Here is a 21852-nt window from a genome sequence, read left to right on the forward strand (position 1 = left end):
TGGAGCGCTCATGTCAGGCACAATCGCGCAACTTGGTATTGCGGTAAATTCGGGCGAAGCCGTTCAGGCTGCCACGGATCTGGAGCGCTTGGCGCAGGCCGGCGCCAAGGCTGAAAAAGCAGCGGATGGAGTGTCTGCCGGCTTCGACAAGGCGGCAGCTTCCACCACTGGCCTGGCATCCGCCGAGGGCAAACTTTCTGAGTCGACTGAAGATGCGATGAAGCGTCTGACGGCTATGGCGAAAGCCTCACTCGAGTCGAGCGATTATTACCAGCGGCTGACAACCAGTGTTGGCACCAGCTCGACGGCAATGGACGCATCAGTATCTTCGGCGAGCAGCCTTGCGGCACTGGCGCGGCGGTTGAGGGCCGAGTCCGATGCACTGGTCGGGTCGACCGATAAGCAGGCTGAGGCTGCGAAGAAGGCGGCTGCTGCTACTGGCGTTCAAGCCGAAGGGTTGCAAGCGCTGCTCGGCAAGATCAATCCCGCCATTGCAGCGCTCGACAAGCTGGATCAGCAGCAGGCCCAGTTGCAGAAGTACAAGGCGGCCGGCCTGATCGAGGCCGATACCTTCCGGGAATACTCGGCCCGGATTGACGCATCCCGGCAGAAGCTGGGCGACTTTGATGAAGACCTGAAGAAGACCGGAGCCAGCTCGAAGCAGACCGAAGCGGCGCTGCGACAGCTTCCGGCGCAGTTCACTGACATTTTCACCAGCCTGGCCGGCGGCCAGAACCCTTTGCTCGTTCTGTTGCAGCAGGGTGGCCAGATCAAGGACTCATTCGGAGGCGTGGGTGCCACCCTCGACGTCCTCAAGGACAAATTCCGCTCGCTGTTTACTGGCGGATCTGATGCTTCAGTTCTGGGAGAGTCACTCGTTGGTCTCGCCATAGACGCGAAGGACGTGGCCGAGAATGCGGGGGAAGCTGGGGAGAGCCTGTCGGACTTTGCCGAAAACTCGAACACTGCGGCAGAAGCTGCTGAGAACGCGCAGCGCGCGGCAGGCGCTCTTCAACCTGCAATGAGCGGCGTATCGCTCGGGGCTGCGGGCGTAGCGCTTGCTATTGTTGCCGCTGCAGCTGCTGTCGGGACCCTGATCTACGGCTACAGCCAGGGCAGCAAAGAAACAGATGAATACAACAAGGCACTGATTCTGACCGGCAATGCTGCTGGCACGACCGTCGGGCAGTTGTCCGACCTTGCCCAGCAGGTGAGTGCCACCAACGGCACCACCGGCGAGGCTGCTGCTTCGCTGGCGCTGCTGGCTTCGTCTGGCGTGATCGCCGGCGGAAGCTTCAAGGATATCGCTGATGCGGCGGCAGCGATGGAAGATGCCACCGGCAAATCGGTCGGGGCGACCATTGCCGAGTTCGTCAAAATCGCCAAGGACCCGGTTGCCGCTGCGAAAGAACTGAATGACCAGTATCACTTTCTGACGGCATCGGTGTATTCGCAGATCGTCGCACTGAAGGAGCAGGGCGATACTATTGGTGCCGCCAAGCTATTGACTGACACCTACGCCGAAACTATCAAAGGTCGATCAACCGAGATTACTGAAAATCTCGGGACCATCGAGAAGGCCTGGAAGGGCATCACCGATGAGGCCAAGAAATCTCTCGATGCGATCAAAAACATCGGGCGAGACGCAGGCCCAGCGACGCGCATTGCAGAGCTCACTCAGCGCGTGGCCTACGCGCAAAGTGCGGTTAATGCTGATCCATACGATACCGATGCTGCGAAGAAACTCGCGGACTCAAGACAAGAGCTGTATCAGCTCCAGCTGATGGTTTTTGCTGGAGAGCAGCGAGCCAAGACCGAAGAAGATCAGGCGCGTATTCAGAAACAGGCGATCGATGACGGCATTAAGCTGAAGGCCATCAACGACTCCAACCTCACAAACGCGGAGAAGCGCAATAAGCTGATCCGAGAGTACAAGCAGTATGTCGCCAGCGTGCGCGCCGCGAACCCCGATGACCCAATGGTTCAGCCTGAAGCAGTTGCGAAGGCAATCCAGAACATCAAGGACAAAAACAGGGATCAGAAGGGCCCGTCTGCCGGCACCGTGGACCTCACCGGTTACAACGCGGCGCAAAACGCTCTCAAGGAAATCCAGGCCGAATACGCTAACGCACAGAAACAACTTGATGCTACACAGAAGGCCGGCTTGATCTCACAGCAGGAGTACCTGCTTAAGCGGGAAGCCTTGATCGGTAACGAGCGGGATGAGGTTACCGCTGCATATGAGGTGGAAATCGCAGCGTTGGAGGCGGCGAAAGGCAAGGCGTCTACCAGTGCCGAGCAAAGGATTCAGCTCGACCAGAAGATTGCTGACGCCCGATCCGACATGGTCAAGGCTCAGAAGGCGGCAGACAGCGAACTGGATGTGCTGGCGAAAAATGAGCAGGGGCGGTTGAGGAGGCAGGAACTGGCAGTTAAGACCTATACCAGCGCCCTGCAGCAGCAAGTCGATACTCTGCGCGAGCAGGGCATGCGCGCTGCCGCCGGCCTTGGCCAGGGTGATCGCCAGCGCGACCTGACCAACCAGCAGAACGCGATCGACGACCGCATCAACCAGCAGAAGCTGGACCTGGCCAACCAGTACGGCGATGGCTCCCGGGGCATGAGCCTCGACGAGTACACGCAGAAGCTGCAGGCGCTGGAGGCCACCCAGCATAAACTGCACGACACAGTGGTCAGCAACTACGACGATATGTCGGCTGCCCAGGGCGACTGGACGAATGGAGCGTCCTCGGCCTGGCAGAACTACCTGGAGTCGGCGCGGGATGTGGCCGGCCAGACCAAGAGCCTGTTCACCAACGCCTTCGGCTCCATGGAAGATGCGATTGTGCAGTTCGCGATGACCGGAAAGCTGTCGTTTGCTGACTTCACGAAGTCGATCCTCGCAGATATGGCCAGGATCGCTGTTCGCCAGGCCAGCTCCTCAGCGCTCAGCTCGTTGTTCGGCATGGCTGCCTCTGCTGCCGCATCGTACTTCGGCGGCGGGGCGGCCTCGGCCGGCTCAACGCAGGCCGGGTATACCGGTGTCGACTTTTCCAGCTACCAGGCCGATGGCGGTGTCTGGGGAGCTGGCGTGCAGATGTTCGCCAATGGTGGCGCCTTCACGAACAGCGTGGTCAGCAAGCCAACTGCCTTCGGGATGGCAGGCGGCCAGACTGGAGTGATGGGCGAGGCCGGGCCCGAGGCGATTGTGCCCCTGGCCAGGACCTCCGGCGGCCAGTTGGGTATTCGAGCGTTGGGCGGTGATTCAACCTCGAGCAACAACCAAGTCGTGATTCAGCAGACCTTCAACATCCCTGAAGGGAGTGGCGGGGCCAGCGAAGCGGACGGCCAGGTTCTGGCCCAGGCCTATGCAAAGTCCGCCAAGCAGGGCGCTCAGGAGCAGATCGCGAAGGACCTCCGGCCAGGAGGCCAGATCTACATGGCCATCAGGGGGCGTGGCTGATTGGCGTTGCCCGCTTCGGCGGGCTTTTTTATGCCTGGAGAAAATATGGCAACTGAAACCTTCACCTGGAAGCCGAACAACGATCCGGCGGCCACCATTGCGTTTCGAACTAAGTCGGCCAAGTTCGGCGACGGTTACGAGCAGCGAGCCCAGGACGGAATCAACAACCGCTCGCAGTCCTGGCCCTTGACGTTCACAGGCCAGAAGGCGCGCATCAAGGAGATCATAGCGTTCCTCGACCGACATGCCGGTGCAACGCCATTTTTTTGGTCTGACCCGCTGGGCGATCAAATGCTCTACCGCTGTTCCGAGTATCAACCCAAGGCCATGGGGGGCGATGCCTACACCCTGACCGCAACCTTCGAACAGGCGTTCCACCCATGAGTATCGATCCCATCAACATCGGCGGGGCGCCCAACGATGGCAATGGCCAGAATCTGCGCTCGGGCGGCCAGATCATCAACGACAACTTCGCGGAGCTGGATACCCGCACTGCGGCAGCGCAGGTGAGGGCCGATCAGGGCGTTTCGGATGCTGCGGCGGCGTGGGATGCCGCTGCCGCGGCGAAAGCGATAGCCGACGCTGCGGTGCCTGCGACGGCCCTGGGTGACTCGGTTCCGCAACTGATTAACGGGGTGGTGCCGGCCTCACAGTTACCGAGCTTCGTCGATGATGTGCTTGAATTTTCAACTCTGGAAGACTTTCCGGAAGCGGGCGAGACAGGGAAGATCTACATCGCGATCAACGATGGCGACAGCCCGACCAACCCGACGCGGCAGTACCGGTGGAGTGGTTCCGCGTTTGTGCTGATACCTTCCTCGCCTGGCTCGACTGACCAGGTGCCCGAAGGGCCGACAAACCAGTACTTCACGCAGTCCCGCGTGCGCTCGACGACTCTTTCCGGCCTGGGCGCTCTGGTCAATGCTGCGATCCTGGCAACCGACACGGTGCTGCAGGCTTTTGCAAAGCAGCAGGGCCAGCTCAACGCCAAGCTGGGCAAGAGTGAGGTGGCGGCCGATGCCAGTAAACTCGGCGGACAGTCAGCGTCGTACTACACGGCAACGATGACTGGAGCCACAGCTTCCACCAATGGCGTCAAAGGGCTTGTTCCCGCTCCGGCTATTGCAGACAAGGACCGGTTCCTCAAGGGCGACGGCAGCTACGGTGATGTTGGCGGCCTTCCTGTTGGCTCCCTGGTCCCGTGGCATGTTTCGGAGGCCTCGCTGCCGAGCGGATACATCCCCGCAAATGGCCAGCTTATTGATCGAGCTATGTTTCCTCAGTTGTGGGCGCTTGTTGCCCCTGTTGCCTCCACTGACGCCCAATGGCTTGGCGACGTACAGCGGCAAGCAGGCTGGTCGGACGGCAATGGCACTACCACATTCCGAATACCCGACCTCAATGGCAAGGGGGCAAACAGCCAAACCGAGGCTTTGTTCCTGCGCGGTTACGGGCGAAATTCTGGCGACCTGCAACGCTACCAGCGGGACCAGCTGCAAAATATTACGGGGGCACTGCCGGTTATACCGGTTAATGGCGGTGCGGCGAGCGGTGCATTTGCGACTACCGATTCTGGGCAAGCTTATATTGGTGGGTCCGCAGCAGGCCGATACCTTGTGTCTACGTTTGACGCTGGTCGGGTGGTGCGTGCTGGCAACGAAACCCGCCCGTCAAACGTCGCGGTTATCTGGTGCTTTATCGGTGGGACTGTAGCGACCAACCCTGGCACGGTTGACGTAACCGTCATGGCTGCGCTGGTTGCATCGCAGGCTTCGCAGATTCAAAACCTGCAAACCTCAGCGCCTAAAAAATGGGTCAGTGACTGGCGAACCCTTGCAGCTAACGTTACTTCTAATTTCACCCACAACCTTGGGGTAATGCCAACCGGCATCTGGTGGCAAGGCAGACTAAAGATCGCAACGCATGGCTACTCAGCTGGTCATATTATTAGCATTCCCACTCAAGCTGACCCTACCCAAGGCGCTGGCTTTACAGCCTGGAATATAGACAAGACCGATACCTTATCTATTCAAACTAACAGCAATGCCAACTTAGGCATGGTGCATGTTGCTGGTACAGGCGCCCAGGTTCAAATGCCTTGGTCGAGCATCGAAATTCGCTGCATAGTGGTAGCGCTGTAACAAGGTTGCAGCCCGGACTTACTCGTTCCGACAACCCGCCATCGAGCGGGATTTTTTCCTGAGGAAACACAATGCCGATTACGGCCGATATCCAGACCCTGGAGCCTGGCGCGTGGGTGGAGCTTTTCGAACTCGACGCTACTGCGCTGGGCGCCGAGCTGTACCGCTTCCACGGTTACCCCCAGCAGTCGTCGATCTACTGGCAGGGCGAGGAGTATTCGCCCTGGCCGATCCAGGCCGAGGGCTTCGAAATGACCGGGCAGGGCGCCCAGCCTATGCCGACCCTGTCCGTTGGCAACGTCGGTGGGTTCATTACGGCTCTGGTGTTGTACTTCGAGGACCTGGTGGGGGCGAAGCTGATCCGGCACCGGACCTTGGGCAAGTACCTGGACGGCCAGCCGGAGGCGGACCCCGACGAAGAGCTACCGCCGGACATCTGGTATGTCGAGCGCAAGGCTGCCGAGAACAACGAAACGGTGCAGTTCGAACTGGCCTCAGCCTTAGACTTCGCCGGGGTTCAACTGCCGCGCCGGCAGATCGTGGCCAACGTCTGCTGGTGGCTCAGTTGTGGTGGCTACCGCGGGCCCTACTGCGGCTACAACGGCGGGCCCGTGGCCGATGAGAACGACGTCATCGTCACCGATGCCTCCAAGGACAAATGCGGCGGGCGCTTGAGCAGTTGCAAACTGCGCTTCGGCCAGAACAACCCTCTGCCTTACGGCTCATTCCCGGCCGCCGGCCTGCTTCGGAGCTGATCATGAACAAGTCCACCCGCGCCGCCATCGAGCGGCATGCGTTGGCCGAGTATCCGCGTGAGTGCTGCGGCTTGGTGATTCGTGAGGGACGTAAGGAGGTCTATGTGCCTTGCCGCAACACGGCTTCGACGCCCAGCGAGCACTTCCGCCTGGCGCCCGAGGACTTCGCCGCCGCCGAGGACCGCGGCCAGGTGCTGGCGGTCGTGCATAGCCACCCAGACCACCCAGCAGCACCCAGTGAGGCAGATCGCGTGTCCTGCGAGGCCTCCGGGCTTCCCTGGCACATTCTTGAGGTCCGCAAGGGCGATGACGAACAGGTGCGCCCAGGCGAGCTTGTGAGCTTCGCGCCGGACGGTTACCAGGCCCCGCTGATCGGCCGCAAGTTCGCCCACGGTGTGCACGACTGCCTGAGCATCATCCTCGACTTCTACTGCCGTGAAATGGGCATCGACCTGGGCCAGTACGAACGGGAGGACGGATGGTGGGAGAAGGGCGTAAACCTTTACCTGGAGAACCTGCCGGCGGCTGGCTTCACGCAGGTCAACGCCCCTCAGCACGGCGACATCGTGCTGATGCAGATCCGGTCGAAGGTGCCGAACCACGCCGGGGTCTACCTGGCCGATGGCGTGCTGAAGACCGAACCCGAGCACTTCCCGGCGCCCGGGTCGATCCTGCACCACCTCTACAGCCGGGACAGTAAACGCGACACCTACGGCGGGTACTGGCGAGAGGTGACCGTCAGCTACTGGCGGCACATGGCAAGCAATCTCACAAACACGGCATAGCGGATAGCACTCTGTCGCGCTATCCCTTCAGCGAGTACATTTTTTTTAACTGTGCTGGTGTCAGCGGAGGAAGTTTCTGCGTTCGCCTGACCCCGATCCGTTTATTTTCGGTGTGCACGTTGAGCGGATAGTAACTCGCACCATACTCAAAATTGCCTTCGCAGGTTTGCACAAGCCATGCGCCGAGGCGTACTCCGTTGCTTCCAAAGGTGGATCGGTATTCGTCCAACCGACTCACACAGCCGTCTCGGAAGTCCGCTTTTATCAGATGCTCCCATTCTTGGGAGACTTCGTCATTGGCAGCGCCGGCAGTTGAGGCCAGCAGAAAGATGAGGGCAAGAGCTACTCGGCTCGGTGAGGGCATTACTGCAAGTCCTTTGCGTCTGCAGGGTGTTAACATCAGGTTTCCAGCAGCACAAAGCCCAGTCCCACGTTGGGCCCTGTGCATCTGGTACTATCCCGCTTCCGCCTGAGCCATCTTCCAGAAACCTTCCAGATCATATTGAGGGTAAGGTCGGGTCGCTGTCGGGAAATAGTTGTCCAACTGCTCCAGCAGACTGAGAGCGAAGCAACGAAGCTCGCTGGTTAGCTTTGTGCCGTAGGGCATGAATGTGCAGCAGCGGTCAGTCCTGCCAGACCAACCCTCAAGCGCATTTATGAGTCCCTGACGGACTGCTAAAGCAGCCAGTACGTCATTCGATGGGTTGCTCAGCGCAGTTTTCAAAGATATTAGTCGGTGTGGCATCTAAGTTCCTTCTGATCATGGCGTGTAAGTCCGCGCGGATGTACCCGGCGCTTGGCCGGGCTTCAGTTGCCTGCTGATTGAGTCTCAAACATCTGACGGATCGTATGGTCGTGCTTTTGCTGTGTTGCGCGCTACAGCAGCAAGCAGGTCGAGACGTTTCACTACAACCAGGCTGCCGTAGAGCGCTTCCGAGAGATCTTGCAGGACATCTAACCCTCCCATTTTCACGAACCCCGCCCATGCGGGGCTTTCGTGCTTGAGCGTAAATGGTATTCTCCAAGAAAACATGGAGAGTTGTTATGCGCTTGATTTCACTTCTGCTTCTGTCGTTATTTTTAGTTACTGGCTGCGCCTCAAAACCAACCCCTGAGCAAATACAGGCGGCTGATTATGGAGCCTCTGTGTATCAGGAGGACGCCGAGAAAGCAGTGAAAAATTTCTTTGGCATTTATCTGAAAGACCCCGACTCAGCTCGATACAGCTTTGGCACGGTATACAGGGGGTACATGGTAGGCAGCGTTTTTGAAGGCAGGAAAATTGAGGCAGGATTTCTCTTGGATGTGACGGTCAATGCAAAAAATAGTTACGGTGGATACGTTGGCGCCAAGCCTTATAAGTTTCTCATCCGGAATGACAACCTAGTCGGCGGGTGGGAGATCGGCTCAAGCGGTATACCAATCAGAATCCGGTAAGCCAATTTTTGTCTTTGTATCTCTGTTCGAGAGGTAATCATGCGGATACTGATTGGGGTGGTTGCGCTGGCGCTGGCGCTGTTGGCGGGATGTTCAACCCCATCTGACTTGATGGCAGGAAATCCAGTCAGCACCCACATTTCTACGAAAAAACCCAAGGACATTGCGCTCTGTTTGTATCCGGCATAGCAGGACTACAGGTCCACATCTGTGATGAGCGAGACCCAAAATGGGTATCGGATTATTGCTGGAACTGACTCCGGCCAAACCGATGATGTCTTGAACATTGAGCTTGCTCAGCAGGGGCACGGGAGCGTCGTCAAGCTCTATCAGAGAGCTTCCTGGTCGCAGATCGGCCGAAGCGGTCTTGTCCCCCTCGCTTAACAGATGTTTGTGATCACCGAATGTTCAAGCCGCCTACGGGCGGTTTTTTATTACCTGGAGAAAATATGCCTGCTGAAAAGATGCAAACCGTCCTGCTGTCTGGCTCCCTGGCCCAGCTCTTTGGCCGTCGGCACAAGATGATCACTAGCGGCGGGTGGCGCGATGTGATGGGCTACTTCAAACAGTTCCCAGGATTCGAGAAGCACATGGCCGAAAGCTCCAGCAAGGGGCTGCGCTATGCGATCTTCAACGGCAAGGAGAATCTCTCAGAGAATGATCTCGAAAAACCTACTGGCCGCAATGTGATCCGGATTGTCCCCGTCATCGCCGGATCAAAGCGGGCCGGTATGCTGCAAACAATCGTCGGTGCGGTGCTCGTTGTGGTTGGCTTGGTTTATTCGCCTCTTCTCCCTGCAGGCATCGCGATGCTGGCCGGCGGTGTGATTCAGATGCTCAGCCCCCAAGCAAAGGGCTTGGGTACTCAGGACACCCCCAACAACCGACCCAGCTACAGCTTCAACGGCGCCGTGAACACCAGCGTCCAGGGAAACCCTGTCCCGTTGCTCTATGGCCGCATGATCGTCGGCAGCGCGGTGATTAGCGCCGGGATTTACTCCGAAGACCAGATGTAATCCGAACCCGCCACCAGGCCCGCCGAGTGCGGGTATTTTTTTGCCTGAAGGAAAGCCATGAACCAGCAAATTGCCGGCAGCAAAGGCGGCGAGTCGAAGCCGCGACCGTCCGTTGAGGCCCCTGACAGCCTGCAAAGCACTGCCTATGCCCGCATCCTCGACCTTGTCAGCGAGGGCGAGATCCAGGGTCTGGTCGCGGGTGAGCGCTCGGTCTACTTGGACGAGACCCCGCTGGCAAATGCCGACGGCACCCGGAACTTCAGCGGCGTCACCCTGGACGCCCGCACCGGCAGCCAGGATCAGCTGCATATTCCAGGCTTTCCGGCAGTCGAGAGCGAGATCGCCGTGGGTGTTGAGCTGAAGTATGGCCAGCCCTGGGTTCGCGCTGTGCAGAACCTGCAGCTGTCGGCTGTGCGCGTGCGCTTGTCCACCCCGCGCCTGGCCCAGACCAACACCAGCAACGGCGACACCAACGGCTACACCGTGCAGTACAGGATCGAGGTTTCCACCGACGGCGGGGCCTATGTGCAGGTGCTGGCCTCTGCGTTCAGCGGTAAGACCTCGACCAAGTACGAGCGCTCCCACCGGGTGGACCTGCCGCCGGCGAGCAGCAACTGGCAGATTCGCGTCACTCGCCTGACGCCGAATAGCACCAGCAGCGTGATCGCTGACACCACCAACATCGACGCCATCACCGAGGTCATCGACGCCAAGCTGCGCTACCCAGGTTCCGCTGTCGTCGGCCTGCAGTTCGACGCCTCCCAGTTCCAGTCGATCCCGACTCGGTCCTTCGATCTGCGCGGGCGCATCATCCGTGTGCCGAGCAACTACGACCCGGAAAGCCGGCTGTACTCCGGCGTCTGGGATGGTTCGTTCAAGACGGCCTGGACCGACAACCCGGCCTGGATCTTCTACGACCTGCTGCTGCACTTTCGGTATGGCCTGGGCCATCTGCTGAATGAGGGGCAGGTGGACCGGTGGGAGTTGTACCGCATCGGCCAGTACTGCGATCAGTTGGTGCCGGACGGGAAGGGCGGCCAAGAGCCGCGGTTCACCTGCAATCTGTTCCTGCAGACCCGGGCGAACGCGCTGGACGTGCTGCAGGACTTGGCCACGACCTTCCGGGGAATGTCCTATTGGGCCGCCGGCTCGGTGATGGCCATTGCCGACATACCCGAGGACCCTGTTTACACCTACTCGAACGCCAACGTGATCGACGGCAAGTTCGGTTACTTCGGCTCAGCCAAGAAGACCCGTTACACCGTGGCCCTGGTGAGCTGGAACGACCCGGCCGACTTCTACCGGCAGAAGGTCGAGTATGTCGACGATCAGGCCGGCATCACTCGCTACGGTATCCAGCAAACCGAGATGACCGCGACCGGTTGCACATCCCAGGCCCAGGCCCAGCGCATCGGTAAATGGGCGCTGCTGACCAACCGCCTGGAAACCGAAAGCGTGGGGTTCTCCGTAGGCCTGGATGGCACCTTGGCGCGCCCTGGGCAGATCATCCGTATTGCTGACAATGACCGGGCAGGGCGTCGCATTGGTGGTCGTCTGCGCTCGGCCACGCTCGATACGCTGGTGCTTGATGCAGATGTGAAGGCGTACCCAGGCGACACCATCACAGTGATCATGCCGACCGGTAAAGCCGTATCCCGCATTGTTAGCTCCGTCGGATATCCGCTGACCTGGGATCACACTGGTATTACTTGGGATAACGGCGATATCACATTCGACACCACTGGCTTTCCGTCTGATGTTCAGCAAGTAGTGTTGGCTCAGGATCTGGACGACCTGCCGCCGCAGCATTCGATGTGGGCCATAGACTCTCCGACCCTGGCCACGCAGCTGTTTCGCGTGATGTCGGTTGCTGAGGACTTTTCCGACTCAGAGATCAAGTTCACGATCAGCGCGGTACGTCACAACGCCAGTAAATACGGCGCAATCGACAACGGAACACGCATCGAGAGCCCGCCGGTGACAGTGATCCCGCCGAGCGTCCAACGGCCGCCGTCGAACGTGACGGTGAGCAATGACCACTTTGTCGATCAAGGCAGCGCGGTCAGCGTCATGACGATTGAGTGGGAAAAGCCCGAGGCTGCGATTGCCTACGAGGTGTACTGGCGCAAGAACGACGGTGACTGGATCTTTGCCGGCCGCACGGGCACCACGTCCATCGATGTGAGCGGAATCTACGCGGGCCGGTATGTGGCTAAGGTGCGGGCCATCAACTCGCTCGACATCGGGTCGGTGTTCGCGACCTCAGTCGAGACTGTACTGAACGGCAAGACTACGCCGCCGCCGGTGCCTTCGTCGTTTACCGCCGAGTCAATCGTCTTCGGCATTAAGCTGAAATGGGGCATTCCGGCAGGCCTGAACACCGCCGACGTGCAACGGACTGAGATTTGGTACAGCCAGACGAACCAGGTTGGAACAGCTATCAAGTTTGGCGACTATGCCTACCCGCAAACTGACCTGACCATCATGGGCCTGGCCGCCGGTGTGCAGTTCTTCTTCTGGGCTCGGCTGGTGGACCGAATCGGCAACGTCGGGACGTTCTACGGGCCGGTGATGGGGCAGTCCTCCGCCGATGCCGGTGTGATCCTTGAGTACCTGAACGATCAGATCACCGAGACGCAGTTGAGCCAGCACCTGCTGGAAAAGATCGACTCGGGTGGCGGTGCGCAGGTTGAGATCGAGGCCCTGAAAACCGAATTGGCGGCCATGTACTCGATCAAGACCCAGCTCACGGTCGATGGCAAGCCATACCTGGCCGGCATCGGTGTTGGCGTGGAGAACGACGAAGGGATCATCACAAGTCAGGTTCTGATCGCCGCAAGCCGATTTGCAATCGTCGATCCGAACGCTGCGGAGATCTACTACCCGTTTGTTGTTCAGAACAATGCCGCTTACATCGACACCGCATTCATCAAGAACGGCTCAATCGACATGCTCAAAATCGGTAGCAACTTGCAGTCGGAAAACTATGAGGCTGATGTTTCGGGCTGGGCATTCCGTCCGGATGGAACGTTCCAGATGATGGGTAATGCGCCGGGAGGAACAAAGCTAATGATAAATAACAGTGGCATATATATTTACTATGCAAACGGCGTGAAAGCCGTTGATTTAAGTGTGGATGTGTCATGAGTGCCGGTTTTATTACCAGGAATGAGCAGGGTGTAATCCTGGTTGATATGTCTAAGCAGCTCAGTCAGGCGCTGGGAAAGGTAACTACCAATAAATCTAATGGAACACAAACTGTTGATATTCCAGGAGATAAAACTCCTTTTTATATTATTGCGCCGCTTGAAAACTCACAGAGAACCCAAGGAAAAAGTCCTGGTGTCACCCTCACAAGGACCAGTATTTCCTGGAACTATAACTTTGCATCAGGCTTTGCCCTGAACTGCGATATCTATTACGGGTACTACTGATGTCGGCAGGATTGATAGTTCGCACAGAGGCTGGCACGGTACTTTATGACACGACAAAACTGGTATATGGTCTGCTCAAGAGTGGTCCTGTAACCTATCATGGAACGTGGCAGCGCATAGATCCATCGGGTGGCGCTTCGTACTTCTATGACTACATCTATTCGTTTCGGGTAACCAACGCGATAAGCCCGATCGTTTTTACTGTTGGGATGTGTAACAAGCCATTCATATCTAAAGAAGGGAATGATACGGTTTTTTATTTCGCTGGTTCAGTGTCAGGCGTGAAAGTTTATTGTTTTGACATCATGGCGAATGTTTTTCATGGTCCCGGCCTACGAACTAGAATCACTCAAGGGCAAGTAAGCTTCAATAGTCTTCAGAACCCATTGAACGTTATCGGTGTTTCTACACCACCTGCACCAAGTGGACCAACAAGCTCAACTGTTCCAGTACAGGGCTTTTATGGAGGTTATGACCAGGTTGTTGTCTATCAGTCCGGTTTGACTCAGGGGTTTTATACCGGGTCGTTCTGGTCAAGGGCGCTGAATCCGAGTATTGAATATGCAGCCTATATTCCATGGAGTCGTGGCTGTTTTATGACTTCATGGAATGAAGACGTGTATCGCTATGGCTTACATGAGGGATGCTATGGATTTAAGGGGGGCGTAACACACCACTTTGGTATTTCTCCAGAAACTACGTGCGGCAGCATGCATAGCACAACTCGTCCTGGCGTAACTAACCTTTCTACATCTCCTTTGCCGGCTTGCTCCTACATCAACACTGCTGAATACCCATATCCCTTTGACCCTGCGCAGTAACTCATAAACCTGTATAGGCCCGCCAAGTGCGGGTTTTTGTGCCTGGAGAAAAACAAGTGCCGATTACCGAACAGCAGTTGCTGCAGATCCTCCCCCAAGCCCGCCAAGTAGCGGGCTTTTTTGTGCCTGCGCTGAATGCTGCGATGGCGCGGTTCAAGATTGATTCGCCCGTTCGGATGGCCGCATTCATTGCCCAGGTTGGGCATGAGTCGGGGCAGTTGACCCGGATGATCGAGAACCTGAACTACAGTGCCGATCGGCTGCGGGCTGTTTGGCCGAACCGCTTCGACGCTGCCCTGGCTGCCCGGGTGGCTCGCAAGCCTGAGCAGATCGCGAACATCGTGTACGCCGGCCGGATGGGTAACACGCTGCCGGGTGATGGCTGGAAGTACCGGGGCCGTGGCCTGATCCAGCTGACCGGAGCGAACAACTACCGAGCCGCCGGCGCCGCCCTAGGGCTGGATCTGGTGAATCATCCTGAGCTGGTCGAGCAGCCGGAAACCGCCGCGCTGGTCGCTGGCTGGTTCTGGCAGTCGAACGGGCTCAACGAGTTGGCCGACGCCGGCCGCATCCAGGACATCGGCAGCATCATCAACACCGGGCGAGTCGGCCGGGTACCGCATGGTGCGGCTGAACGAAAAGCGCTGTACGACCTTGCCGTCAGGGTGCTGGCATGAACGCCGGCGCCTGGCGGGCGGTTTGCATCCTGCTGGCCGTCGTCCTGGTGCTGGTCGCCGGCGGCGCCCTGGGGGCCTGGCTGGCTTCCAGGCATTACCGGCCTCTGCTCGACATTGCCCAAACCGAGCTGGCCACGGCAAAAACTGGACGCAACAACCTGGAAGCCCTGGCGGGGGAGCAGGGTCGAAAGCTGGGCGACCTAGTGCTGGCTGGCCAAGAGCGTGAGCGCCGAGCCGCCCAGGCCCAGGCCGACGCCCAGGATCTGGCGCAGCATGACTACTCGGCGGCGAATCGACTGCTGCAGGAGCGTACCGGCGGTGACCCGGCGCCGGTCGCCGAATCGATCATTGATCAGGAGCTCGGGTTATGAAGTGGTTGCTGGTGGGAATTGTGGTTGCGCTGGCCGGATGCGCAGCCCGGGAGCCTGAAGTGCGCACTGTGCGGGTGGAAGTGCCGGTGCTGGTGCCCTGCAAGGTGTCGGCTGTACCCGTGCCGGCCTGGGCCACGGAAAGCCTCAAAAAGACCGACAGTCTGGAGCTAAAGGTGCGGGCGCTGCTGGCAGAGCGCCGCCAGAGGATCGGGTATGAGCGGCTTCTGGCCGCGACTGTATCAGCCTGTCAATGATCAGCCATTGTTCACCACATCGCCCCCTGCGGGCTTGGTCATGGGTTTGATCAGGTCCGCGCCGTGATTCCTGACGTTGCCGACGGCGGTGCTTACCCTGAACCACTCGAATTCTTCGGCGGCTTCTCCCTGGTGTAGAGCCATCTGTTCTGCGCGCTCCTTCGGCGTGGCCGGGTCGAGCCATTCCCGGGCCAGGTCAGGGGCCAGGACCACTGGCCGGCGGTCGTGAATATCGACCATGCCGCCGGTGCTGTCGGCGGTGATGATCACAAAGCCGTCGTGCTCCCCCGCGCCTTCGTCGGCGTCTGGCAGTTGTCCGATTGAGGCACAGAGAATCGGCGAGCCGTCACGGTGCCGGATCAGGTAGGGCTGCTTTTTCGGGCCGCCTTCGTCCACCCATTCAAACCAGTTGTCGATCGGGCAGATAGCGCGGTGCGGCCAGATCTGGCGGAAGAACGGCCCATGAGCCACTTTTTCGACCCGGGCATTGATCGGCGCAGCGCGGTCGGTGGCCCAATGTGGCCGCCAACCCCAGCGCACGGCGTCAGCGTGTAACTTGTCGTCGGCGACGTGGAGGAGGGCAAGCTGCATCGTCGGCGCTGCGTTGTAGCGCCCCAGGGGCTGATCACCGACGTTATTGATCAGGGCCCCGGGCATGCTCAGGGCTGCGACGAAGTCATGGATGCCGCGGTATTGCGAAAGTCGTCCGCACATAGACATTTCTCCCGGCAGAGAAGAAAGCATAGCTCCGCCTGTCGGCTTCAACTCATTTGCGTGCCAAGTGGTGGAATACTGTTCATATATACAGTTTTGGCGTGATCCCCCCATGAATTTTCTTATCGTTCGCCGCAGGGAGCGTGGCGTAGCAATACCTTCCGAAAGGCTCAGCAAGATTCAGCCTGTCAAAGGAGACATCCATATCCTGGAGAGCCACAGTCAGGCGCTGGGGCGACCTTGTGTTCAGGCTTGGATATTCAAAAGCGATCCTGGTCCGGATGTGTTTCCGCGACTGCTCGATGCAAAGGTCAACGGCATGGCGCAGCTTGGGATGAACATCAATGGCGTTGAGGAGGTCGACGGAGCTCTATATGCGCAATCTTGGTGGTGTCGCGTTGAGTAGCAATTGGGGGGGGGTGTTTGGCAGGACGCCGGGGAAGGGAAAGTTTTGTAACGATTACCAAATAGTTTTGTAACGATGCTCAAGAAGCGCCGCATGGGAAATCTCCCAGACACAAAAAAGCCCTGAAAAATCAGGGCTTTCTCGTTGAGATTTGGCGGAGGCGTAGAGATTCGAACTCTAGGACCTGTTACAGTCGGCGGTTTTCAAGACCGCTGCCTTAAACCACTCGGCCACACCTCCAGATCGCGTTGCGGGCGCCATAATACCTGAATGAAACACACTGTCAAACTCTCTGCGTCGCGAGCGACAGAGCCTCTGTTATCATCCCTGCCACTAAATGTTTCCCCCAACAGGAGTGTCGCCATGCGCGAACAGGATTACGCAGTTCACAACGGCGTGCAGGCCGAGCAGCTAGAGGTTAGCCGTGTCCTGCGCAACACTTATGGCCTGCTGGCTCTCACTCTCGCGTTCAGCGGTGTGATGGCCTATGTGGCGCAGCAAATGCGCGTTGGCTACCCGAACATTTTCGTGGTGCTGATCGGCTTTTACGGTTTGTTCTTTCTCACCAATAAACTCCGTGACTCGGCCTGGGGCCTGGTGTCGGCGTTCGCCCTGACCGGTTTCATGGGCTTCTTGCTCGGCCCGATCCTCAACCGTTACCTGGGCATGCAGGGCGGCGCTGAAGTGGTCAGCTCGGCGTTCGCCATGACCGCGCTGGTGTTTGGTGGTCTGTCGGCCTACGTGCTGATCACCCGTAAAGACATGAGCTTCCTCGGTGGTTTCATCACCGCTGGTTTTTTTGTCTTGCTGGGCGCGATGTTGGCCAGCTTGTTCTTCCAGATCAGTGGTCTGCAGTTGGCGATCAGCGCCGGTTTCGTGCTGTTCTCCTCGGTGTGCATCCTGTTCCAGACCAGTGCCATCATTCATGGCGGCGAACGCAACTACATCATGGCCACCATCAGCCTGTATGTATCGATCTACAACCTGTTCGTCAGCTTGTTGCAACTGTTCGGTATCATGGGTCGTGACGACTGATTCCAGCGCCCAGTTACAAGAAAGCCCGCTTCGGCGGGCTTTTTGTTGTCCTGCTTTTAAGCGCCTGCGCCAGGTTTAGCGGGTTCGGACCTGCAAGCGCGCGGTGGCCAGGGCTTGTTTGTTGACCTCGATGGAGAACGACAGTACGTGCACCTGTTTGTGTTCCAGTTCATCGACCCAGCCGATCAGGCCACCCAGTGGGCCTTCCAGCGCCAGGCTGACTTGGCCTGGGGCTTCGTGGTCCATGCGTTCCAGATTGAGGCCGGCCTGGCTGCTGGAGCGGGCCAGCAACCCGGGCAAGGCTTCGGCGGAAATGGTGGGGCTGATGTCGGCGGTGTGCGTAGCGGGCAGTTGTTGGAGCTGTTGGTACAAGTCGGTGACCTCGATAAAACGGTGCTCGGCCTGCTTCAGCGCCTGCTGTTGCGGTTGCCAGAGCAGTAGATAGAACAGGGTGCTGGCGCTGAACAGGGCAAGTCCTTGTAGGGCGCGTTGTTCGCGTTTCGCCAGGCGCTGCCAGTGCCCTTGGCCTGGGCGGAGCAAGGCGGATAGGGGGGACTGTTTCAGTGTGGGCGCGGACATGCTCACTCCTTGATCTGCAACCGCGCGCTAATCCCTTGGGCGTCGCGCACGGAGGAATCGGTGCTGGCGTCCAGGCCTTGGGCAATCAGGCCTTCGCGCAGTTGTTGAAGATCGGCAAAGGCCGGCGCGCTGACGTGCAGGCTCCAGCCCTCACCGGCTTGGTAGTCGAGGCGGTGGACCACGGCCATGGCGCCGTGGCTAGCGCTCCATTGGGTGGCTAGACGCGAAAGTTTTGCTGCGCTGCCGGGGGTTTCTTCCACGTCCTGGCGTTGTTTGGCGCGTATCTGCGCGGCGAGATGGGTGACCGGGCCTTCATCGGCAAAGCGCTGGTACCACAAGGCCAGGCTCTGGGCGTGAAGCTGGTCGCTTTGGCGCTCCAGGTACCAACGCTGGCCGACGTTCTGCAGCAGTTGTGCGCCAGTGGCCAGCAGCAGTACTAGCAGTGTCAGGCGCCATGGAGCGGCGGCCGGACGACGGCGCAGGAAGTCACCCTGACGCAGGTCGATGGCGTGTTGCGAACCCTGGCTCAGGCAGTTCCAGGGGCGTTCATCGAATTGCCAGTGCTGAGGATCAAAACCCTCCAGCGTCGGAGCGTGGGACCCTTGCCAATGTAAGTCCGCAGGTAACAGCGGGGCTAAGTCCGCCAGCTCTTCGTGTGTCAGGGCCAAGCGTATTGGGGAGGCGCCTCCGAGTAGCCAGCGCCCGTCCCAGGCCAGGGCCCGGTTTTGGTCCTGCGGCAGGCAATCGGCGTCGATATGAATGCGTGAGGGTTGCAATCCGTGCTGGGCCAGTTGCTCCAGGCAATGGGCCAGGCGCTCGCGGTTGATGGCCAGCACTGAGCAATGGCGCTTGTCCTTGAGCGGGCCGTGGGCCAGGTGCAGGTTGTCCAGCTCGTCGATCAGTTGTTCTTCCAGCGCACTGTGCAGGGCCTGGCGCAGCCAGCGACCGCTGCGCGCGGGGACGCTGACCTGATGGTGGCTGGCCATTTCCATGGGCAGCAACAGGGTAAAGGGTTGTGCCTCCAGCTCCTTTGCGGCCTGCTCCAGGTTGCCCTGGTGTAGCGGGCCGTCAGCCTGCCACCAGACGCAACACCAGGGGGTTGCACCGGTGGCGTGGGGAGAAAGATAAAGCCACTGGCTCATGTCGGTTTACTCGGTTTTCGGTTGATCAGGGGGTGGGCTGGGCCGCAGCGTGCGTTGCTGTACCCGGACTTGCTTGGCATCGATCACTTGCAGTTGGCTGACCAGGCGCAACCGCCTTTGGCCCTGTTCGACGTCGATGGTGGCGCGAAACTGCCGGCTGCTGACGCCCAGTCCCAGGGGGCTGATATCCCGGCCCTGGAGCATCGGATTGGAGAGGAAAGCCGCGACGTCGTGATAGCCCTTGGCCGGACGTGAGTTGACCAAGGTGCGGGCGGTGATCTGGTCGATGCCTTCGATACTGGCGAGGACGTCGGCGTGGGTGGTGTTGACGTTGATCGCGCTGTTGTCGAAGGCGTCCACCAGCGGCGCCAGTTGTTCCAGTACCTGGCTGTCTACCTGGGGCAGTTGGCGCAGTTCGCTGAGGTCGCCAAGGGGTAGGGGCACGCCGTCACGGTTGCTCTGGCTGATCAGCAGCGCAGGGTCATGGGCTTTGATGCCTTGCTGGGCCAGCAGGCGCTGGTAGCGGGCCCGCAGGTTGAGGTCGTTACCCTGGCGCAGACTATTGAGGTTGAGTCGGGCGCTGAGGTCTTCCAATTGAATATGGATACGCCCGCCGTCGATCTCGAACACCGGCGCCGGTTGTGCCCAGTGCTGGCCGAGGTGGGTCACCAACAGGCCACCCTCGCTGCGGACATCTTCCAGCAGTTGCTGACGGGCCCAGCTTTCTCCGCTCAAGGCCAGTTGCCAGAGCTGCTGTTGTTGCGCCAGATGGCTGCTGCTGTGCAGGTTCAGGCGCTGGCGGGCGAGCATGTTGCTCACCAGCAGCGTCACCAGCGCGGTGATTAGCAGTACGCTGAGCAGGGCCACGCCCCGTTGCTGGAGCGGGCTAGCCATGATTTGCTTCTGCTTCAGCATCGATGCCGCCGGGCAGCAGTATCACGCGGCGGATCTGCGGGTAGCCGGGGGCATCCAGTTCGATTTCCAGGGCCGCCGGCAGGCTCAGGCTTTGCGTGCCGACCGGCCAGTGTTCGTGGGGTTGTCCGAGGCCGTCGATGAACCGCAGGCGGGTCAGTCGTACGTCCGCGAGCAGTTGCTGGCGCTGGCTGCTCGGGCCAGTAGGGCGTTGCGGGGCATCGGCCGCACTCATGGGGTGTGACAGGGCGCGGGTTTCGCGTAGCCACAGGCCGTCGTGCCAGCGATGGCTGACTTGCAGCAGGTCGCTGCGGGGGTAGTCCAGTGGATTGCTCCAGCCGCCCCGAACCAGGCGGATGCCATCGGGCTGGCTGATCAGCGCCTGGCTGTGGCTGGGGTCATCCGTCAGCGGTTGGCGGCGGGCCTGGATCAGGTCGCGCTCCAAAAGGCTCATCGCCCGTTGCAGTTGGCGCAGTTGTTGTTCATGCAGGCCGATGCGTTGGTCGCTGCGCAGCACTCGGTCGAGCAGTTGATAGGTGGCTAGCCCCAACAGGCTGAAGATGGCGATGGCGATCACCACCTCGAGTAAGGTAAATCCACGTTGTTTCACGGTGTGGCCTCGATGTAGCCCAACAGCCGCGCCCGGCTGTATTGTCGGGCTCGTTGCGGGTCGGTTTCGGCGGACACCCGCAGTTCGACCTGTAGCAGGCGCGCGTCGGCCGCGGCTTCCACGGTACTGAACAGCCACCAACGGCGGCCGCCAAACTCGATGCGTTCCTCGTCGCGGCCTGTCGTGGCGGTACGCAGTGCGGCTCGCAGTTCATTCATGCGGTTGTCGGCGATCCACGCGGCCTGGGTGCGTTCGGCGAGGTTGGCGCTGTTGATAGCGATGTGCTGCACCGCGCTGAACAGGGCGATGGACAGGGTGGCGAAAATCGCCAGGGCCACCATCACTTCCAGCAAGGTGAAGCCCTGTTCAGTCGTGGGTTTCAAGTTGTGCATCCTGTAGACCGTCACTGGAAAGGCTCAGCAGCGCCCGATTGCGGTACTCGATCCACACCGTGTAGGCGCTGGTTTCGTCGCTGGAGAGCACCAGCAGTTGCGGCAAGTCGTTGCGGCGGCTACGGGTGCCCAGGATCGGGCCGGCCTCGGGTACCTCCAGGCGCAGGCGCAGGTGGTCGGGCAGGCGATGGGCACGAAATTCGTGGTCGGTCACCCAATGCCCCTGGGCATCCAGGTGCACCACCCAATAGCGTTCCGGCTCGATGCGCAGGCCGTAGTCGCGGTAGCGGAGCAGCGCTTCCTGACGCAGGAGTTGCAACAGCTCCTGCAGACGCTGGGCTTCGTGGCGCGCCTGGCGCGGGCCCGAGTCGGTATTGACCAGGCCCACCAGGCCGGCAGTCAGGGCGATCAGCAGAATCACCACTAACAACTCCAGCAGGGTGAAGCCCCGGGCGTGGCGTCGTGGCAGCACTTAACGGTCCCAGTTGCCGATCTCGGCGTTCAGGCCTTCGCCACCGATCTTGCCATCGGCGCCGAAGGAGAACAGGTCGTAGGCCCCACCCTGGGTGCCGGGCACCCGGTACTGGTAGCCGTTGCCCCAGGGATCGATCGGTAGACGCTTGAGGTAGCCGTCGGGGTTCCAGTTGCGTGCCGCCGGGTTGCCGCTGGGTTTGCTCACCAGGGCCTGCAGGCCTTGCTGGCTGCTGGGGTATTGGTGGTTGTCGAGCTTGTAGATGTCCAGGGCCATGGCGATGGCTTTGATGTCGCTCTGGGCGGCGGCGGCCTTGGCCTGATCGGGGCGGCTCATGATCTGCGGTACCACCAGGGCGGCGAGGACGCCGAGGATCACGACCACCACCATGATTTCAATCAGGGTAAAACCGCGTTGGGTGTTTTTCGTCTGCACG

24 protein-coding genes and 1 tRNA gene are annotated in these 21852 nt (G+C 59.7%); 15 read left to right on the forward strand and 10 right to left on the reverse strand.

The features are described 5' to 3' along the window. Nucleotides 1-10 precede the first annotated feature (10 nt). The 5 genes from PLD_RS11850 to PLD_RS11870 all read left to right on the forward strand — a co-directional run bounded on the left by PLD_RS11850 (nt 11) and on the right by PLD_RS11870 (nt 7144). Complete coding sequence (locus PLD_RS11850; RefSeq protein WP_159892797.1) at nt 11-3463, forward strand: phage tail tape measure protein; 3453 nt, start codon at nt 11-13, stop codon at nt 3461-3463. Nucleotides 3464-3508: 45 nt separating this feature from the next. Further along, nucleotides 3509-3847 (forward strand): phage tail protein, encoded by a 339-nt coding sequence (locus PLD_RS11855; protein ID WP_159892799.1) that lies wholly within the window; start codon nt 3509-3511, stop codon nt 3845-3847. After that, nucleotides 3844-5604, forward strand: coding sequence for a phage tail protein (locus tag PLD_RS11860; protein ID WP_159892801.1), 1761 nt, complete (start codon nt 3844-3846; stop codon nt 5602-5604). The genes PLD_RS11855 and PLD_RS11860 overlap by 4 nt, the downstream gene beginning before the upstream one ends. A gap of 71 nt (nt 5605-5675) precedes the next feature. After that, a complete protein-coding gene (locus PLD_RS11865; RefSeq protein ID WP_159892803.1) occupies nt 5676-6359 on the forward strand; it encodes a phage minor tail protein L in 684 nt (227 codons plus the stop codon). A gap of 2 nt (nt 6360-6361) precedes the next feature. Continuing rightward, nucleotides 6362-7144, forward strand: coding sequence for a C40 family peptidase (locus PLD_RS11870; RefSeq protein WP_159892805.1), 783 nt, complete (start codon nt 6362-6364; stop codon nt 7142-7144). Nucleotides 7145-7163: 19 nt separating this feature from the next. Here PLD_RS11870 and PLD_RS11875 read toward each other — a convergent pair whose 3' ends face one another. Further along, complete coding sequence (locus PLD_RS11875) at nt 7164-7508, reverse strand: hypothetical protein (RefSeq protein ID WP_159892807.1); 345 nt, start codon at nt 7506-7508, stop codon at nt 7164-7166. Between the two features lie 680 nt (nt 7509-8188). Here PLD_RS11875 and PLD_RS11880 point away from each other — a divergent pair. The 8 genes from PLD_RS11880 to PLD_RS11915 all read left to right on the forward strand — a co-directional run bounded on the left by PLD_RS11880 (nt 8189) and on the right by PLD_RS11915 (nt 15154). Next, nucleotides 8189-8581, forward strand: a complete 393-nt coding sequence (locus PLD_RS11880) for a hypothetical protein (RefSeq protein WP_053158975.1) — start codon at nt 8189-8191, stop codon at nt 8579-8581. Nucleotides 8582-8985: 404 nt separating this feature from the next. Then, nucleotides 8986-9597: a tail assembly protein gene (locus PLD_RS11885; protein ID WP_253278700.1), complete on the forward strand. Its 612-nt coding sequence runs from the start codon at nt 8986-8988 to the stop codon at nt 9595-9597. A gap of 57 nt (nt 9598-9654) precedes the next feature. Further along, entirely contained in the window at nt 9655-12744 is a 3090-nt protein-coding gene (locus tag PLD_RS11890) for a host specificity protein J (RefSeq protein ID WP_159892809.1), read from the forward strand. Further along, on the forward strand, nt 12741-13031 hold the full coding sequence (locus tag PLD_RS11895; protein ID WP_159892811.1) for a hypothetical protein: 291 nt from the start codon (nt 12741-12743) through the stop codon (nt 13029-13031). The genes PLD_RS11890 and PLD_RS11895 overlap by 4 nt, the downstream gene beginning before the upstream one ends. Beyond that, nucleotides 13031-13852 carry a hypothetical protein gene (locus PLD_RS11900; RefSeq protein WP_159892813.1) on the forward strand — a complete coding sequence of 274 codons (822 nt, stop codon included), beginning with the start codon at nt 13031-13033 and terminating at the stop codon, nt 13850-13852. Before PLD_RS11895 ends, PLD_RS11900 begins: the two co-directional genes overlap by 1 nt. Nucleotides 13853-13908: 56 nt before the next feature. After that, nucleotides 13909-14529 (forward strand): glycoside hydrolase family 19 protein, encoded by a 621-nt coding sequence (locus PLD_RS11905; RefSeq protein WP_178116149.1) that lies wholly within the window; start codon nt 13909-13911, stop codon nt 14527-14529. After that, nucleotides 14526-14900, forward strand: coding sequence for a hypothetical protein (locus PLD_RS11910; RefSeq protein ID WP_159892815.1), 375 nt, complete (start codon nt 14526-14528; stop codon nt 14898-14900). Before PLD_RS11905 ends, PLD_RS11910 begins: the two co-directional genes overlap by 4 nt. Next, on the forward strand, nt 14897-15154 hold the full coding sequence (locus tag PLD_RS11915) for a hypothetical protein (protein WP_159892817.1): 258 nt from the start codon (nt 14897-14899) through the stop codon (nt 15152-15154). The genes PLD_RS11910 and PLD_RS11915 overlap by 4 nt, the downstream gene beginning before the upstream one ends. On the opposite strand, the gene PLD_RS11920 is transcribed toward PLD_RS11915, so the two are convergent. Next, nucleotides 15155-15868 carry an SOS response-associated peptidase family protein gene (locus tag PLD_RS11920; protein WP_159892819.1) on the reverse strand — a complete coding sequence of 238 codons (714 nt, stop codon included), beginning with the start codon at nt 15866-15868 and terminating at the stop codon, nt 15155-15157. A 112-nt stretch (nt 15869-15980) separates the two neighbouring features. On the opposite strand from PLD_RS11920, the gene PLD_RS11925 reads away from it, so the two are divergent. Further along, nucleotides 15981-16274 (forward strand): hypothetical protein, encoded by a 294-nt coding sequence (locus tag PLD_RS11925; protein WP_060839632.1) that lies wholly within the window; start codon nt 15981-15983, stop codon nt 16272-16274. A 152-nt stretch (nt 16275-16426) separates the two neighbouring features. On the opposite strand, the gene PLD_RS11930 is transcribed toward PLD_RS11925, so the two are convergent. After that, a tRNA-Ser gene (locus PLD_RS11930) sits at nt 16427-16514 on the reverse strand. A 123-nt stretch (nt 16515-16637) separates the two neighbouring features. On the opposite strand from PLD_RS11930, the gene PLD_RS11935 reads away from it, so the two are divergent. Then, the gene (locus PLD_RS11935) at nt 16638-17309 is read left to right on the forward strand and encodes a Bax inhibitor-1/YccA family protein (protein ID WP_159892821.1); all 672 of its coding nucleotides are present in this window, start codon (nt 16638-16640) and stop codon (nt 17307-17309) included. Between the two features lie 75 nt (nt 17310-17384). Here the strand turns inward: PLD_RS11935 and gspM are convergent, their stop codons facing one another. The 7 genes from gspM to gspG are packed head-to-tail and all read right to left on the reverse strand — an operon-like array spanning nt 17385 to nt 21851. Further along, a complete protein-coding gene (gspM, locus tag PLD_RS11940; RefSeq protein WP_159892823.1) occupies nt 17385-17888 on the reverse strand; it encodes a type II secretion system protein GspM in 504 nt (167 codons plus the stop codon). 2 nt (nt 17889-17890) lie between these two features. Then, the gene (gspL, locus tag PLD_RS11945; protein ID WP_159892825.1) at nt 17891-19030 is read right to left on the reverse strand and encodes a type II secretion system protein GspL; all 1140 of its coding nucleotides are present in this window, start codon (nt 19028-19030) and stop codon (nt 17891-17893) included. Nucleotides 19031-19036: 6 nt separating this feature from the next. Next, entirely contained in the window at nt 19037-19924 is an 888-nt protein-coding gene (gene gspK, locus PLD_RS11950) for a type II secretion system minor pseudopilin GspK (RefSeq protein WP_159892827.1), read from the reverse strand. Continuing rightward, nucleotides 19917-20552, reverse strand: a complete 636-nt coding sequence (gene gspJ / locus PLD_RS11955; protein ID WP_159892829.1) for a type II secretion system minor pseudopilin GspJ — start codon at nt 20550-20552, stop codon at nt 19917-19919. Before gspJ ends, gspK begins: the two co-directional genes overlap by 8 nt. Further along, entirely contained in the window at nt 20549-20935 is a 387-nt protein-coding gene (gspI, locus tag PLD_RS11960; RefSeq protein WP_256674597.1) for a type II secretion system minor pseudopilin GspI, read from the reverse strand. Before gspI ends, gspJ begins: the two co-directional genes overlap by 4 nt. Further along, nucleotides 20919-21416, reverse strand: a complete 498-nt coding sequence (locus PLD_RS11965) for a prepilin-type N-terminal cleavage/methylation domain-containing protein (RefSeq protein WP_306110121.1) — start codon at nt 21414-21416, stop codon at nt 20919-20921. Before PLD_RS11965 ends, gspI begins: the two co-directional genes overlap by 17 nt. Then, nucleotides 21417-21851: a type II secretion system major pseudopilin GspG gene (gene gspG / locus PLD_RS11970; protein ID WP_159892833.1), complete on the reverse strand. Its 435-nt coding sequence runs from the start codon at nt 21849-21851 to the stop codon at nt 21417-21419. It abuts the gene before it with no gap. Nucleotide 21852 lies beyond the last annotated feature (1 nt).

Origin of the sequence: Pseudomonas sp. LD120 (genome assembly GCF_009861525.1) — a bacterium.
Taxonomy (GTDB): domain Bacteria; phylum Pseudomonadota; class Gammaproteobacteria; order Pseudomonadales; family Pseudomonadaceae; genus Aquipseudomonas.